Source organism: Streptomyces sp. NPDC051243, from assembly GCF_044455405.1.
Classification (GTDB): Bacteria; Actinomycetota; Actinomycetes; order Streptomycetales; family Streptomycetaceae; genus Streptomyces.
Genome location: NZ_JBITES010000005.1, coordinates 281149 through 296712, shown reverse-complemented (window position 1 = coordinate 296712; position 15564 = coordinate 281149). Strand labels below are relative to the sequence as shown.

13 protein-coding genes and 2 pseudogenes are annotated in these 15564 nt (G+C 73.0%); 10 read left to right on the top strand and 5 right to left on the bottom strand.

Translation table 11 applies throughout. The features are described 5' to 3' along the window. Positions 1–4: 4 nt before the first annotated feature. Positions 5–2704 (bottom strand): cation-translocating P-type ATPase, encoded by a 2700-nt coding sequence (locus tag ACIBAG_RS15160; RefSeq protein ID WP_399104994.1) that lies wholly within the window; start codon positions 2702–2704, stop codon positions 5–7. A 2-nt stretch (positions 2705–2706) separates the two neighbouring features. After that, on the bottom strand, positions 2707–3585 hold the full coding sequence (locus tag ACIBAG_RS15155; RefSeq protein ID WP_399104992.1) for a universal stress protein: 879 nt from the start codon (positions 3583–3585) through the stop codon (positions 2707–2709). A 216-nt stretch (positions 3586–3801) separates the two neighbouring features. On the opposite strand from ACIBAG_RS15155, the gene ACIBAG_RS15150 reads away from it, so the two are divergent. From ACIBAG_RS15150 to ACIBAG_RS15125, 6 genes and pseudogenes are all read left to right on the top strand, one after another. Next, positions 3802–4668, top strand: coding sequence for a universal stress protein (locus tag ACIBAG_RS15150; RefSeq protein ID WP_399104990.1), 867 nt, complete (start codon positions 3802–3804; stop codon positions 4666–4668). Between the two features lie 76 nt (positions 4669–4744). Then, positions 4745–7021, top strand: a complete 2277-nt coding sequence (locus ACIBAG_RS15145) for a heavy metal translocating P-type ATPase (protein ID WP_399104988.1) — start codon at positions 4745–4747, stop codon at positions 7019–7021. A gap of 10 nt (positions 7022–7031) precedes the next feature. Continuing rightward, positions 7032–7811: pseudogene (locus ACIBAG_RS15140) on the top strand (ABC transporter ATP-binding protein). Positions 7812–7817: 6 nt separating this feature from the next. Continuing rightward, positions 7818–8417, top strand: a complete 600-nt coding sequence (locus ACIBAG_RS15135; protein WP_399104986.1) for an ABC transporter permease — start codon at positions 7818–7820, stop codon at positions 8415–8417. Next, positions 8401–8535 (top strand): hypothetical protein, encoded by a 135-nt coding sequence (locus ACIBAG_RS15130; protein WP_399104984.1) that lies wholly within the window; start codon positions 8401–8403, stop codon positions 8533–8535. Before ACIBAG_RS15135 ends, ACIBAG_RS15130 begins: the two co-directional genes overlap by 17 nt. Positions 8536–8646: 111 nt before the next feature. Further along, positions 8647–9150, top strand: coding sequence for a hypothetical protein (locus ACIBAG_RS15125; RefSeq protein ID WP_399104982.1), 504 nt, complete (start codon positions 8647–8649; stop codon positions 9148–9150). A 26-nt stretch (positions 9151–9176) separates the two neighbouring features. Here the strand turns inward: ACIBAG_RS15125 and ACIBAG_RS15120 are convergent, their stop codons facing one another. The 3 genes and pseudogenes from ACIBAG_RS15120 to ACIBAG_RS15110 form a co-directional block, all read right to left on the bottom strand. Beyond that, positions 9177–11546 (bottom strand): glycoside hydrolase family 65 protein, encoded by a 2370-nt coding sequence (locus ACIBAG_RS15120; RefSeq protein WP_399104980.1) that lies wholly within the window; start codon positions 11544–11546, stop codon positions 9177–9179. Continuing rightward, positions 11543–12353 (bottom strand): annotated as a pseudogene (locus tag ACIBAG_RS15115) (HAD family hydrolase). Before ACIBAG_RS15115 ends, ACIBAG_RS15120 begins: the two are co-directional and overlap by 4 nt. Then, complete coding sequence (locus ACIBAG_RS15110) at positions 12350–13231, bottom strand: universal stress protein (protein WP_399104978.1); 882 nt, start codon at positions 13229–13231, stop codon at positions 12350–12352. The pseudogene ACIBAG_RS15115 and the gene ACIBAG_RS15110 overlap by 4 nt, the downstream one beginning before the upstream one ends. A gap of 344 nt (positions 13232–13575) precedes the next feature. Here ACIBAG_RS15110 and ACIBAG_RS15105 point away from each other — a divergent pair, with 344 nt between their 5' ends. The 4 genes from ACIBAG_RS15105 (at position 13576) to ACIBAG_RS15090 (ending at position 15521) form a co-directional block, all read left to right on the top strand. Further along, a complete protein-coding gene (locus tag ACIBAG_RS15105; RefSeq protein ID WP_399104976.1) occupies positions 13576–13797 on the top strand; it encodes a hypothetical protein in 222 nt (73 codons plus the stop codon). A 28-nt stretch (positions 13798–13825) separates the two neighbouring features. Further along, positions 13826–14482: a DUF4389 domain-containing protein gene (locus ACIBAG_RS15100; protein WP_399104974.1), complete on the top strand. Its 657-nt coding sequence runs from the start codon at positions 13826–13828 to the stop codon at positions 14480–14482. Further along, entirely contained in the window at positions 14479–14889 is a 411-nt protein-coding gene (locus tag ACIBAG_RS15095; protein WP_399104972.1) for a hypothetical protein, read from the top strand. Before ACIBAG_RS15100 ends, ACIBAG_RS15095 begins: the two co-directional genes overlap by 4 nt. A 110-nt stretch (positions 14890–14999) precedes the next feature. Next, positions 15000–15521: a universal stress protein gene (locus tag ACIBAG_RS15090; protein WP_399104970.1), complete on the top strand. Its 522-nt coding sequence runs from the start codon at positions 15000–15002 to the stop codon at positions 15519–15521. The last annotated feature ends 43 nt before the right edge of the window (positions 15522–15564 follow it).

Genomic DNA, 15564 nt, shown 5'->3' with positions numbered 1-15564 from the left:
CGCTTCACCGCTCCCCCGGCCGAGCGAGCCGCCGCACCCCACGCGCGCCCAGCTCCACCAGCAGGACCGTGGATGCCGTCCCCAGGCACACCGCCCACTGCCCCGCGTCGAGCGGCACCGTGCCGAACACCGTGCGCGCCCACGGCAGATGGACGGCGACGACCTGCACCGCCAGCACCCCGGCCAGGCACAGCCACAGCGTCCGGTTGCGGAACTGGTGGCGGCCGAGCAGAGGTCCGTCGTCGGCGCGGGCGTTCAGCGCGTTGAACAGCTGGAACAGGACGAACGTGGTGAACGCCATGGTCAGCGCGGTGTCCGTGTCGACCTGTTCGCGGGCGAGGGCCAGCAGTACCACTGTGCCCAGCGCCATGACCGCGCCGGCCCGGGTGATGGCCAGCAGACGGCGGGCGTCCAGGATCCGCTCCGCCGGGTCGCGCGGCGGATGGCGCATCTCGTCGTCGCGGGCGGGGTCGACGGCCAGCGCCATGGCGGGCGGGCCGTCCATGATGATGTTGACCCACAGCAGCTGGGCCGCCGTCAGCGGGGCGGGCAAGCCCGCGAGGGAGGCGCCCAGCAGGGTCAGGATGGCACCGACGTTGGTAGCCAGCTGGAAGCGGACGAACTTGACGATGTTGGCGTAGATCGACCGTCCCTCGCGCACGGCCCGGACGATCGTGGAGAAGTCGTCGTCGGTGAGGACCACGTCGGCGGCCTCCTTGGCCACGTCCGTGCCGGTGCGCCCCATCGCCACGCCGATGTGGGCGGCCCGCAGCGCCGCCGCGTCGTTGACGCCGTCGCCGGTCATGGCGACGATGTGGCCGCGGGCGGTCAGGGCCCGCACGATCAGCACCTTGTGCTCCGGGGCGACCCTCGCGAACACGCCGATGTCGTCGATGCGTGCGGCGAGTTCGTCCTCGGCCATCCGGTCCAGCTCGGCGCCGGTCACCACTTGTCCGTCGATGTCGAGCTCGCGGGCGATGGCCGTGGCGGTGTCGGCGTGGTCGCCGGTGATCATCTTCACGGCGACGCCCGCCGAGCGGCACAGCGCCATCGCGTCCCGTGCCTGGGGACGCGGCGGATCGGCGATCCCGGCTATGGAGACGAGCGTGAGCCCCGGCAGCGCGGAGGGGTCCGGGGGGCCGTCCACCAGGGCGGTCGCGGCGCCGAGGACACGCAGTCCCGAGCCGCCGAGCAGCGCGGACACGGCTTCGATCTCGCCCCGCTGCCCGTCGTCCAGGGTGCGCACGCCGTCGTCCGTCCGCACGTCGGTGCACTGGCCCAGCAGGACGTCCACGGCGCCCTTGACGTGGACGCGAGTGCGGCCGTCGGCTTCGGTGTGGAAGGTCGCCATGTACTTGGTGGCCGCGTCGAAGGGCAGCTCGCCGGTACGCGGCAGCTCGGCCCGCAGCCCGTCGGCGTCGACGCCGGTCTTGGCGGCCAGGACGACCAGTGCGGCCTCCGTGGGATCGCCCACGAAGCCTTCGTCGGTCAGGTGGGCGTCGTTGCAGAGGGCGAACGGCAGGACCGCGGACAGGAGTTGGTCGGCCCGTCCCTCGCCGCCGATGACGGCCCCCCGCGTGCCGTAACCCTCGCCGGTCACCTCGTAGAGCCTTCCGGCGGTCCAAAGGGCCCGTACGGTCATCTCGTTGAGTGTCAGCGTGCCGGTCTTGTCACTGCACACGACGGTCGCCGAGCCGAGGGACTCCACCGAGGCCAGGCGTTTGACGATGGCGCCACGGCGGGCCATGCGGTACACGCCGAGCGCGAGCGTCAGGGCCAGGACGGCGGGCAGCCCTTCGGGGATCGCGGCGACGGCGAGAGCCACGGCCCGCAGGGCGATGTCCGCCAGTGCCTCGCCGCGGATCAGGGCGACGAGCGCGTAGGCGACGACCGCGACGCCGCTGAGCAGCGCGAGCCGGCGACCGAGGCTGTCCAGTTGGATCTGCAGCGGGCTGGCCGGTTCGGCGCCGGTGCGCAACGCCTCGGCGATCGCGCCGAGTTCGGTCCGCATACCGGTGGCCGTGACGATCATCTCGGCACGGCCCCGGGTCACGGCGGTGTTCATGAACAGCATGCTGCTGCGCTCGGCGAGCGGCACCGGGCCGGTCGCCTTGGCCTCGACGGCCGCGGTGGTCTTGGTGACCGGCTGGGACTCCCCGGTCAGGGCCGCCTCGGCCACCTCCACCGACTCCGCGACGGTGAGCCGCCCGTCGGCGGGCACGCGGTCGCCGGCCTCCAGCAGGACGATGTCGCCGGGTACGAGGGTGTGGGCCTCGATCTCCCGTTCCGTGCCGTCGCGGCGGACGCGGGCGGTGGGCACGAGCATCCGGCGCAGCGCTTCCAGGCTGCGCTCGGCGCGCCGCTCCTGGAGGTAGCCCAGTACGGCGTTGATCTGCAGGACGACGGTGATCACCACGGCGTCCTTGATGTCGCCGATGGCCCCGGCCACCACGGCGGCGATCAGCAGGATGCCGATCAGCCAGTTGCGGAACTGGTCCAGGAACTTGAGCCATTCGGGCCGCCGGGCCGGTTCGGCCAGCCGGTTGGGCCCGAAGGCCGTCGCTCGCTCGGCCGCCTCGCGTGCGCTCAGCCCCACTGCCGGGTCGACACCGAGGCGGGTCGCGACCTGTGTGGGAGCCAGTTCGTGAACGTCCTCGACCGCGGCCGGTTCCGGCGCGACCTGTGCTGCCTGCACTCCGGTCATGGTCACTCCCCGCCCGTTCGGACGACGGCGACCGGGCAGTGCGCGTGGTGCAGCAGGGCCTGGCTGACCGAGCCCAGGAGCAGCCCGGCGAAGCCACCCCGGCCGCGCGCGCCGACCACGACGAGCCCGGCCTCGGCGCTGGCCTCGATGAGGGTGTGGCGGATCCGGCCGCGCACCAGCCTGCGGTGCACAGCGACGTCCGGGTACTTGTCCCCCAGTCCGCCCAGCGCCTCGGTCAGCACCCGCTGTTCCTCGTCGCGCAGCCGGCCCTCGTCGTACGTCACGAAGGGCGGGTCGCCGGGACTGTCGTAGGCCCGCTCGGTGCGAGTGTTCCATGCGTGCAGTGCGATCAGGTCCGTGCCCTGCAGGGAGGCCTGCGCGAAGGCGAACTCGACGGCTCCGCGGGCGGCGGGCGAGCCGTCGACGGCGAGGAGGACGTGCCCGCCCGGGTCCGGCCTGCCGCGCACCACCAGCACCGGGCAGGCGGCGTGGGCGGCCAGATGACCGGCGGTGGAGCCGAGCAGCAGCGCACCGAACCGGCTCAGGCCCCGGCTGCCGACCACGACCAGCGACGCCGTGCACGACTCGATCTCCAGCACCGTCACCGGTTCGCCGACGACGACCTCGCGCATGATCTCGATCCCGGGCGCGGCCTGGTGGGCGCGCCGCTCGGCCTTGACGAGCGTGCCGTCGATCAGCTCGCGCAGCCCGGCCCCGCTCGGCTCCCAAGGCCTCCCGGGCGGCACGTGCGCGGCCGGCCAGCCGAAGGCGTGCACCAGCCGGAGCCCCACCCCCCGCAGCCCGGCCTCGCGTGCCGCGACCTCCACGGCCGCCATGCTCGACGGCGAGCCGTCCACCCCCACCACAACCGGCCCGTTCATCGCACTCCCCTTTCCGGTCGAGATCCGCGGTCTCCGTACGGCCTCCCGTCCCAGATTTGTCCCGCCGGTCGGTTCCCGCACAGGGCCGTACGGGCCCGGGAACGCCCCCATCCGGCCCTCGTCCCTGTGATGGCCGGACTCTCACTCTGGAAACGGAGAGGGAGCACACGCGCGACGGCGGGGAACCGACCGCCGCGCCGACACCGGAGGTGCGTCATGACCGGACCTGTCGTCGTCGGACTCGACGGTTCGCCCGCGAGCGTGACGGCCGCGTGGTGGGCGGCCCGCGAAGCCGCGGACCGCCATCTGCCCCTGGTACTGCTCCACTCCTGGACCACCCAGCCCTTGGACGTGCCCATCGCGCAGGAGGCCCACAGCAAGCAGCGCTACGGCCGGGAGATCCTTGAGCGGGTTTCTGCCGAACTGCTGCATCGCCACGGTGACCTGGACCTGACCACGGAACTGGTGTCGGCGCCTGCCGCACACGCCCTGCTGGAGCGTGGCGAGAGCGCGGCCATGATCGTGCTCGGCTCGCGCGGGCACGGCTCCGTGGCGAGCTTCCTGATCGGCTCCATCAGCCTGCATGTGCTGGGTCTGACGCCCTGTCCGGCCGTCGCCGTGCGGGCGGGCGATCCGGCCGTCGAAGCGGGGTGGAGTCACCCCGCGGCGGCGGACCTGGACGAGGTCGTGGTCGGGGTGCAGGAGCCTGGAGTTGCGGACGGCCCGCTGCTGGAGTTCGCGTTCACGGCGGCCGCGGCGCGCGGCGCGCGGCTGCGGGCCGTGCGGGCGCTGCCCCTGACGTCGCTCGTCACCCGGCTCGACGAAGACCTCGAGGCCGACGAGCGCGTGCGGTTGGCCGAAGCCCTGGCGCCGTGGCGGGAGAAGTTCCCCGACGTCCCCGTCACCAAGCACGTGGCCATCGGCCCCGCCACGCAGGTGCTGCTGGCGGCGTCCGCCCGCGGCTGCCTCACCGTCGTGGGGCGCAGACGCCATCCGTCGCATGTGACCTGGAAACTCGGACCGGTGGCCCACGCGGCCCTGCACCACGTACCGTGCCCCGTCGCCGTCGTTCCGCACGACTGAGCCGCCCGGGCCGAGGATCGTCATGAACCGCTTCCTTCCTCAGAGGCCGTCGCATCGGCTGACGGCTCTCTCCCGTATGCCGCCGCTCGAATCGCTCCTGCTGGCCGACACCGTCGTCGCCCTGACCGTGGGCGGTGCCTTCTGGCTCGCGGGCGCCACCGGCCTCGCCGACCTGTGCTGGGCTCTGGGGGCGGTCGTCGCCGTCGGGCCGGCGGTCGGCTGGGTGCTGGGCGCGTTGCGCCGCGGCCAGGCTGGCGTGGACCTGATCGCGGTCCTGGCGCTGGGCGGCACGCTCGCCGTGGGCGAGTACCTGGCCGGATCCCTGATCGCGCTGATGCTCGCCACCGGGCGGGCGCTGGAGGCGTCCGCGCGGCAGCGGGCCTCGCGCGATCTGCGCGCCCTGCTGGAGCACGCGCCCCGCACCGCCCGGCGCCGCACCGGCGCCGACGTGCGTACTGTGCCCCTGGCCGACGTCGCCGTCGGTGACCTGCTCGTCGTCGGGCCCGGGGAGGTCGTCCCCGTCGACGGGAGCGTGGCCGGTGACCCGGCCGAGCTCGACGAGTCGGTGCTCACCGGGGAACCGCTGGCCGTGCGGCACACACTGGGCGAGTCGGTGCGCAGCGGTGCGGTGAACGCGGGCGGTGCCTTCGAACTGCGCGCCACCGCGACCGCGCAGGACAGCACGTACGCCGGGATCGTACGGCTGGCCCGGCAGGCCTCCGCCGAGTCGGCGCCCGTGGTGCGGCTGGCCGACCGGTACGCGGCCTGGTTCCTGCCGCTCACCGTGGCGGTGGCAGGGCTGACCTGGCTGATCAGCGGTTCCGCCGTGCGGGCGGTGGCGGTTCTGGTGGTCGCCACGCCGTGCCCGCTGCTGCTGGCGGCGCCGGTGGCCGTGGTCTCCGGCCTGTCGCGGGCCTCGCGCCTGGGCGTGGTGATCCGGGACGGCGGAGCATTGGAGAACCTCGGTCGGGCCCGCACGCTGCTGCTGGACAAGACCGGCACCCTCACCGGCGGCCATCCTCGTGTTCTCGACGTGATCGCCGCCCACGGCTGGCAGCCGTCGCAGGTGCTGCGGCTGGCCGCCTCGCTCGACCAGTTCTCGCCGCACGTCCTCGCGCGGGCCCTCGTTGACGCGGCCCGCGAGCGGGGGCTGCGGTTGTCCGTGCCCACGGACGTGTCCGAGGAGCCCGGCCGTGGCGCGCGGGGCACCATCGCGGGGCGCCGGATGGCCGTGGGCGGACTCGGCGTCGGCGCGGAGAAGCCGGCCTGGGCCCGCTCGGCGGACAACCGGGCCGTCCTGGACGGGGCGACCGTCGTCTGGCTCACCCTGGACCGCCGCCCGGTCGGTGCCGTGCTGCTGCGCGACCCGCTGCGCCACGACGCGCCCCGCACACTGCGCCGGCTGCGCGCGGCCGGCATCGAACGGCTCGTCATGCTCACCGGCGACCGTCCCGAACCCGCCCACGAGGTCGGCGCCGTGCTCGGACTCGACGACGTGCGGGCGGGCCTCTCCCCGGCCGACAAGGTCACCGTGGTGCGGGCCGAACGCGACCGCGCGGTCACCGTGATGGTGGGCGACGGCGTGAACGACGCTCCCGCCCTGGCCGCCGCCGACGTCGGCGTGGCGATGGGCGCCCGCGGCTCCACCGCGTCGTCCGAGGCCGCCGACATCGTCCTGACCACCGACCGGGTGGACCGCCTGGCCGACGCGGTCGCCATCGCCGTACGGTCCCGGCGCATCGCCGTGCAGAGCGCGCTGGTCGGCATGACACTGTCGCTGATCGCGATGGCCGCGGCCGCCCTCGGTCTGCTCCCGCCCGCCGTCGGCGCCCTGCTCCAGGAGGGCATCGACGTCGCGGTGATCCTCAACGCCCTGCGCGCGCTGGGCGACGACCGCAGGGCACGCCCGGCGCTGCAGCCGTCCACTCAGGCCCTCATCCACCGCTTCGCGGCGGAGCACGACGACCTGCAGGACGTCCTGGAGGCCGTGCGCTCCGCCGCCGACCGTCTCTCGGACAGCCCCGGTCCCGAGGCCCTCGCGGCCGTACGCGAAGTGCACCGCCTGCTGACCGAACAACTCCTGCCGCACGAGTACGCCGAGGAGCACCATCTCTACCCGGCCCTCGCCCCCACGCTCGGCGGCCCCGAGGCCACGGCCACGATGAGCCGCGCCCACGTCGAGATCGACCGCCTCGCCCACCGCATCGCCACGCACCTCACCCTGGCCGGCCCCGACGGGAGCCTGGCCCCGGAGCAGCTCGACGACCTGCGCGCCTGCCTGTACGGGCTGCACACGGTGCTGCGGCTGCACTTCACGCAAGAGGAAGAGAACTACTTCTCCCTCGCACCATGAGGTGACGCCGATGACGAACGTGCTCGAATGCGCCCACCTGGTCCGACGGTTCGGCGAGCGCACCGCCGTCGAGGATGTGAGCCTGCGCATCGCCCCGGGCGAGACGTACGGCCTGCTCGGGCCGAACGGCGCGGGAAAGACGACGACGATCAAGATGGTGTGCGGACTGCTGCGCCCCGACGCCGGCACCGTGCGGGTGGCGGGGCGACCGGTGCGCACCGCGGCAGGGCCGGCGAAGCGGCTCATCGGCTTCGTCCCGCAGGACGTGGCCCTCTAACCGGACCTCAGCGTCCGGGAGAACCTCCGCTTCTTCGGCCGTCTCTACCGGTTGCCGCGCCGCCGGTTGGAGCGCCGCGTCGAGGAGGTGCTGGATCTCATCGACCTGGAAACCCGTGCCGGCGACCGTGTCGACTCACTGTCGGGCGGCATGCGCCGACGTCTCAACATCGGCGCCGGTCTGGTGCATTCGCCGACCTTGCTGGTGCTGGACGAGCCGACCGTAGGCGTAGATCCGCAGAGCCGGCACGCGATCCTGGAGAGCGTCACACGATTCGGCGAGGAGGGCATGGCCGTCCTCTACACCACGCACTACATGAAGGAGGCCGAGCGGCTCTGCGACCGCGTCGGCATCATCGACCGGGGCCGGCTCGTCGCCGAGGGGACTCCGCGCGAGCTGGTGGCTCTGGTGGCCGAGCGCGACCGGGTCCGGCTGACCGCCGTCGGAAGCCTCACGGCCTACGAGGACGCGTGCCGCCGCCTCGCCCGGGTCGAGGGAGCGGCCCGGGAGTGACCTGCCGTGCGTGTCGTCCTCGCCATCGCGGCCAAGGACCTCAGGCAGCGGCTGCGCGACCGGTCGGCCTGGGTGCTCGTGTTCCTGGCCCCGGTACTGATCTCCGCGCTGATGGCCCTGGCCTTCAACAACAACGAGGAGTTCCGCGCGAACATCGGCATGGTCGACCTGGACCGGGGCCCGGCGGCCACCGGCCTCACCCAGGTGCTGGAGAGCGCGGAACTCCAAGGAACGGTCCAGGTACGGTCGTACGACACCGAGACCGCGGCCCGGCGGGCGGTGGAAGCGGGAGACGTGCACACCGCGATCGTCGTCCCTGAGGGGTTCACCGCGTCACTGCACGGCACAAGTGCCCAGCCCGTCAGGGTCCTCGACAGCGTCGGCTTCGGCTTGCAGGCCCAGCTCGCGCGCGGTCACCGAGTCCTACGCGCTGTTCCGGACGCCGGAACAGGTGCACGCGGTGGGCCCGGCGCTGGGCATCGGCCTGGGCATGCTGGGCGGTTGCATGTGGCCCCTGGCCCTCGTCCCCGACTGGCTGCGCACCGCGGGGCACGCGGTGCCCCACGCCTGGGCCGTCGACGCCTGGACGATGCTGCTGTCGCGTGACGGTGATCTCGCCGCGATCCTGCGTGACCTGACGGTCCTCGCCGCCTTCGCCACCGCGCTCCTCACCCTCGCCTCCCTGGCACTACGGCACCGGCTCGTGACCAACCCCGGGGCCTGACCGCCGATCGGCCCTCAAGTCGGGCCGGTCGGCCCCGGTCGCCCGTAACCCCTCCGCGTTGTACTGGAGTTGATGGACCGTGTGTCCCTCCTTCCCGAAAGGGGTCATGGCATGACTACGTCACGCACGCTCCGCCATGTCGCGCTGATCGGCGCGGTGGCGGCCCTCGGAGCGTCGGTGCCGACGGTGGCGAGCGGCGGCGTCCGGGCGGACGACACCCCACCCGACGTCACCACGATCACCGCGGCTCCGTCCCGCAGCGGCAGCCCGAACAGCACGGTCGACCGGGTCGCCGACTTCTACGGTGCGTACATCGACGTCCTGTTCGACTCCGGCCGCAGCGGGCCGGCCGACGCCCTGCGCGGCCACTACCTCACCGCCAAGCTGCGCAGCAGCCTGGCCCGCTGGGAGGCCGCCCACCACAAGGACGGCGTGCTGCGCGCCAAGGGCGTGCCGATCGCCTGGAAGGTGGACTACAACGACAGCGGGATGGGGCACTGCTGGACCCGGGTCACGCTCACCTGGCAGGACTCGGGAAACCGGGTGCACCGAACGCAGCTGATGGTGCAGTCCGACCTGGCGACGCGGCTCATCTCCGGCATCAAGGCCGCCTGACAGCCGGGGGCGGCCCACTCGGACGGTCAGTCGGGGAGCTCCAACCGAGCCGTCTCGCCGGGTTCGACGCTGACCGCGTGGTTTGGCAGCCGTACGTCGATCGCGGACGCGTCCGAGGACGGCACGGCGATCTCCAGCTTCCCGCGCTCAAGGCGGAGCCGTACGCCCCAGTGCCCCTGGTAACGCAGGGCGAAGCCGTACGAGGACAGTTCCGGCAGCGGGACGGGGTCGAGCCACAGTGCGCCGCCCCGGGTGTCGAGGCCGGTCAGCCCGCGCTGGACGAGGTCGAGGGTGCCGGCCATGGCGCCGAGGTGGATGCCCTCGCCGGTGGTGCCGCCCTGCACGTCGGCGATGTCGCCCTGGAGGGCTTCCTGGCAGAACTTCCACGCCTCTCTTCGCCGGCACCGGGCCAGTACCCAGCCGTGGACGAGGCCGCTGAGGGTGGAGCCGTGGCTGGTGCGGTGCATGTAGTAGTCGACGGTGCGCCGCCAGGTCTCCTCGTCCATCCGCAGCCCCAACCGCTGGAACAGTCCGTGGAGTTCAGCGGGTGCGAAGAGGTAGCCGAGCATCAGGACATCGGCCTGTTTGGAGGCCTGGTAACGGTTGACGGTGTCGCCCTCGGCCTCCAGGATCCGGTCGAGCCGCCGGATGTCGCCGTAGCGCTGCCGGTACTCCTCCCAGGGGAGCTCCGCGAGGTCGCCGTAGCCCGCGAACTGGCTGATGACATCGTCGTGGAAGGGCACGTGCAGGGTGCGTGAGACGTCCTCCCACTGTTCGAGTTCGCCTCCGTCGACTCCATTGCGCTCGACGAGTTCGCGGCGGCGGGGCTCGGGCAGCGTTTCCAGCAGCTCCAGGGTGCGGGCCAGAACCCAGGCAGCGGTGACGTTCGTGTAGGCGTTGTCGTCGAGGCCGGGCCTGCTCGCGCCTGGGTAGGAATCGTGGTACTCGTCCGGACCCACCACACCCTTGATGCGGTGCCGTCCGATGGCCTCGTCGTAGACCGCCTTGTCCGCCCAGAAACGGGCGATCTGCAGCAGCATCTCGGCACCCTTGGTGTGCAGGAACTCCGTGTCGCCGCTCGCCTCGCAGTACTGCCACACGTTGTACGCGATCGCCGAGCCGACATGGTGCTGGAGCCGGGAGTGGTCGGGCAGCCAGCGCCCCGAGCGCGGGTTGAGATGGAGCTGCTGGGTCTCCTCGCGTCCATCGCTGCCGCTCTGCCACGGGTACATCGCGCCCCGGCGGCCCACCGCCCCGGCGCTGGTGCGAGCCTGTTCGAGACGCCGGTGGCGGTAGCGCAGGAGGGCACGGGAGACCTCCGGAAAGTGCAGGTTGAGGTAGGGCAGGACGAACAGTTCGTCCCAGAAGACATGGCCGCGGTAGGCCTCGCCGTGCAGTCCCCTGGCCGGCACGCCGACGTCGAGGTCGGCGGTGTGCGGGGAGAGGGCCTGCAGGACGTGGAAGAGGTGCAGCCGCAGGATGCGGCCGGATTCGCCGGCGACGTCGAGTTCGGCACGGCGCCAGAGCTGGTCCCAGGCCGTGAGGTGGGTTTCGAGCAGGTCGTCGAACCCGGGTGCCCGGCCGACCCGTTCGACGGCGGCGTGCAGCGGGTCGCTGATGGCCGGGTCGCGGGAGGTGTGCAGGGCGACGACCTTGTCGACGGTCGCCGTGCGGCCCTCCACCAGGTCCAGACAGGTGTGCTGGATGGTACGGGGGCTCTTGTTCCGGATCGTGACGGGCGGGTCGGCGATCAGCCGGGCGGCCATGCCGATCCGGACGTCCGAGGTACGGGTGCGGCAGCGCAGCCAGACGGTGTCCGGGGCGGCGGTGCCCGCGTGCACATGGGTGAGGTGGCGGCCGTCCAGGTCGCGGTAGCGCGGGACACCGGAGTTGGTGACGCCGCCGTCGAGCAGCGCCTCGACCTCAAGCGGGCCGGAGAACCCCTCGGCCGTGAACTCGGTGCGCAGCGCGGCCAGATGCGGGTCGGCCATGTGGACGATCCGCTGCTGACGCACCGACAGCACCCTTCCCTCGCCGAGGTCGTAGCGGGTGCGGCGTTCGAGCATGCCCGAGGCCAGGCGCAGGTCCATGCGGTGCGTGAGCACCGGGGCGGTCTCGGGGGTGAGCCACTGGCCGTCGCGCAGGCGGAAGTACAACGGCAGCCAGTTGGGGACGTTGACCATGTCCTCGTTCTCGACCTGGCGGCCCGCGACGTCGGAGGTCAGCCGGTTGTAGGTGCCGGCCACGTAGGTTCCCGGATAGTGGACCTCGTCGGCGGCGCACTCCGGGAGCGCGCCCCGGGTGGCGAAGTAGCCATTGCCGAGGGTGCACAGGGATTCCCTCAGGCGCTGTTCCGCGGGCTCGTAGCCCTGGTACTCCCAGGTCCAACCGGTCACTTCGACGCTCCTCGTGCCAGCAGTTCCGCCAGATCCCGTACGACGATGTCGGCGCCGTGCCGCCGCAGCCTCTCCCCCGAGCCCTCGGCGGCGGCCCGGTCCACGCCGACGACGAGGCCGAACCCGCCGAGTCGGCCGGCCTCCACGCCGGCCACGGCGTCCTCCACGACAGCGGCGCGGCCGGCAGGGACGCCGAGCCGGTCGACCGCCGTGAGGAACAGATCGGGCCGCGGCTTGCCCGGCAGGTTCAGCCGGGCGGCCTCGCCTCCGTCCACGAGGACGTCGAAGAGGTCCCGCACTCCGGCCCGGGTGAGGAGCTCCCCGGCGTGCCGGGACGCCGAGGCCGCCGCGACGGGTACTCCCGCCCGGCGCAGGGCACGCACCAGTCGCACCGTTCCCGGGTAGGCGTCCACGCCGTGCGCGCGCAGCCGCTCGGTGAACAGCCGCTCCTTGTCGGCGGCGACGTCCCGGACCGTCTCGTCCGACGTCTCGATGCCGCGCGAGGCGAGGAAGGCGGCGGCACCGTCGAGCGCAGCGATGGGGGTCCCCCCCGGCCGGAGGCTGGGGGAGGGACTTGCCGTCCACGAACCTGAGGTAGTCGTCCCCGGGGTCGAACGGGCGCCGCTTGGCGGGGTCCGCGGGCAGATGGGCGCGCAGGAAGGCGTCGAACGCCGTCTTCCACGCTGCCGCGTGCACCCGGGCCGAGTCGGTGATCACGCCGTCGGTGTCGAAGACGACGGCCCGGATGTCCCGTAAGACGGGTGCGAGTGTGTCCGAGGGGGTCGTCTGGCCGAGGGGGCGCTTCATGGTCGCTCCGTCTGCGGTACGACGGCTACGGGGCAGGGGGCGTGGTGCAGCAGCGTGTGCCCCACCCGGCCCAGCTGAAGCCCGAAGTGGCCGGACCGGCGCCGGGCGCCGATCACGACGAGGTCGGCGGCCGCCGACCGGCGCAGGAGCACCCGGTGGGCCGGCCCCTCCACCGTGTCGCGACGCACCGGCACACCGGGGTGCTCCGCCATCGGGTCGTGGAGCACGGCGTCGAGCAGGGCGGACGCCTGTTCCTTCTGGTAGTGGGCCGGCTCTCCCGTGATCAGGTGGCGGTCGGCCGACTCGTGGGCGGGAACACGCCACGCCCGCACGACATCGAGCGCGCACCCGCGTGCCTCGGCCTCACGGAAGGCGAACCGCATCGCCTCACCGGAGATCGAGGGGTCGGCCGCGCCGAGCAGGATCCGCCCGTGGGTGCCTGCCAGGCCGGCCTTGTCGCCGCGGACCACGATCACCGGTCCGTGGGCACGAGCCGCCACGGCCAGGCCGACCGATCCCAGGAGCAGGCCGGCGAACGCACCGCGGCCGCGTGATCCGGTCACCACGGCGAAGGCGTGATGGGCTTCGTCCAGGAGTGCGTTCGCCGCTTCGTCGGGGACGACGTCGGCCGAGACCTTCACCTCGGGGTTGCGTCGATGGGCGCGTTCGGTCGCAGTGCCGATGATGTTCTCCGCCATGACTCGCTCGGTCGGGCGTTCCGCTCCGTCGGAGGGCACGTTGCCCTCGTACCGCTCCCACAGGGACGCGTACACCAGGCGCAGCGACAGACCGTGCCGGGCCGCCTCGTCCACGGCCCAGTCGACCGCGCTGAGACTCGGCTCCGATCCGTCGATGCCTACGACCAGGGGCACCTCCATCGCGCCCACCGCCTTTCGTCGGGCCGCAGAGGGATGCGGCGCGGGTCCCACTCCACCCTCGCACTCCGGCCCTGGGGGCAGCAGGGGTCAGTCGGACCCGCCCGGGGCCGTTGGGCCCAGACGTGGGTGCGCCGGAGGGAGCGCCGGTGCGGGAGAGACGCCCGACTGACCCGCACACCGGCAGCGGTGAGGGCCGATCGGCCCGGCGGCCTGCCCGAGCAGCCCCTGGGAGGGCCCGCCCGTGGCGTGAACTCTGGAGGTGAACGCCTGGAGGTTCGTCGGGACCGAGATCCACCGAGCGTCGGACCGACGGTCGGGGCCGGGCACACCCGAGGAGGGCAGCGATGATTCCTCTCATCCTGATCGGCGCGGTCGTACCGGGTGCCAGCCTGGTGTTCGGCCAGAGCTCGTTCGTCGTCGGCTTCGTTCTCATGGCCGTCGGCGCGCTCGGCCTCATCGCGTTCATGGCAACGCCGGGCATGGTGCGGCGCCCGGGAGAGCGGGAGGTCGTCATCGAGAAGCACTTCATCGGCGACCACGACGATCACCGGCGCTACCGCTCGTGATCACCACCGCTCCCGGAAGGGACCGACCATGGCCACAGAAGCACTGCATCCTGTCCACCCCGCCCGACTGACCGCGACCCTCGACCCGCAGCTGTCGCGTTGGCTCTGGCTCGTGAAGTGGCTGCTCGCCCTGCCCCACTTCGTCGTCCTCGCCTTCCTGTGGGTGGCGTTCGTCGTCGTGAGCGTGGTGGCGTTCTTCGCCGTTCTGTTCACCGGCCGCTATCCGCGTGCGCTGTTCGACTTCAACGCGGGCGTGCTGCGCTGGAGCTGGCGGGTGGCGTACTACGCGTACGGGGCCCTCGGCACCGACCGCTATCCGCCGTTCACGCTCGCCGACCTGCCCGACTACCCGGCCCACTTCGACGTGGCGTACCCCGAGCAACTGTCCCGGGGCCTGGTCCTGGTGAAGTGGTGGCTCCTGGCGATCCCCCACTACCTGGTGCTGGGATTCTTCCTCGGTGGCGCCCGGATGGTCTGGTTCTCGGGCGGGCTCATCGGGTTGCTCGCCTTGTTCGCCGGCGTCTCCCTGGCCGCCACCGCCCGCTACCCGCGCGGCATCTTCGATCTGGTCATCGGTCTGAACCGGTGGGCGCTGCGGGTGGCGGCCTACGCGGCCCTCATGACCGACGTGTACCCGCCGTTCCGGCTGGACATGGGCGGCGACGAACCTGAGGCACTGCCGTGATCACCGCACTGGCCTCGACGTTCCTGTTCGTGCACGGTCTGGTCCATCTGGCGGTGTGGCGGCCGCGCGCGAGCACTGCACGGCCGTTCAACCCCCGGCATTCGTGGGCGCTGGCGTGGACCGGCCTGCCATGGGCCGGGGGCGGGTCCCCCGGCCGGGCGCAGCCGCTGCCGGGCGAGGACATGGCGGCGGTCTGCCTCGCCTCGATCACCGCAATGCTCTACGTCATCGCGGGTGCGGCCACCGCCGCGCAGAGCGGTGGCCGGGCCGATGCGGCGGTACTCGCCGCGACCGTCGGGCTGCTGCTGAAGGCTCTGTGGTTCCACCCGTGGCTGTCGCTCGGCGTGTTGCTCGACATCGGCGTCATCGCCACCGTCGCACTGAGCTGGCCGGGTTCACTGTACTGAGCGGGCCCTGGGCAAGGGCCCGTTCGGCACGGCCCCGGAGTCCCTCGGCCCACGCGGCGCGCGCCCGGTGCGCGGCACTGTGGGAGCAGAGGCCGTCCGAGGAGGCAACCATGACCGAACACACCGACGGAATCGTGGTGGGCGTCGACGGATCCGAGGCGTCCGTGGCCGCGCTGCGCTGGGCCGCGGAGCAGGCGCAGGCCCTCGGCACGTCGGTCCTGGCCGTCCACGCCTGGGAGCCGGTCACGGCGGCCAGGTACGCGCCCTACGCGCCGACGGCGGCCCGTCCGACGCCGGCGGATCAACGCGAGCGGGCCGCCGAGCTCATGGCCTCGGCCGTACGGGCGGCCTTCGGGCCACGCGTCGGCCCGGACCTGCATGCCGTCGTCGAGGAGGGGCCGCCCGCGCGGGTGCTCCTACGGCACGCCCGCGGCGCCCTGCTGCTGGCCCTGGGCCGCACCGCCCACGCGCAGCGAGAGCTGCTGCCGGCCATCGGCGTGGTGAGTCGCGAGTGCCTGCGCGCCGCCACGGTCCCCGTGGTGACGGTGCCTGCCCCCGAACGGCAGGCGACAGCCGCGACCGAGCTGCATGCCGTCGGCACGTCTCTCGCGGTCCGCAGCGGAGCCGCGTAGCACGGCGGTACCCGCCCCAGCGCATCGAGCGTTCCGAGGTGAG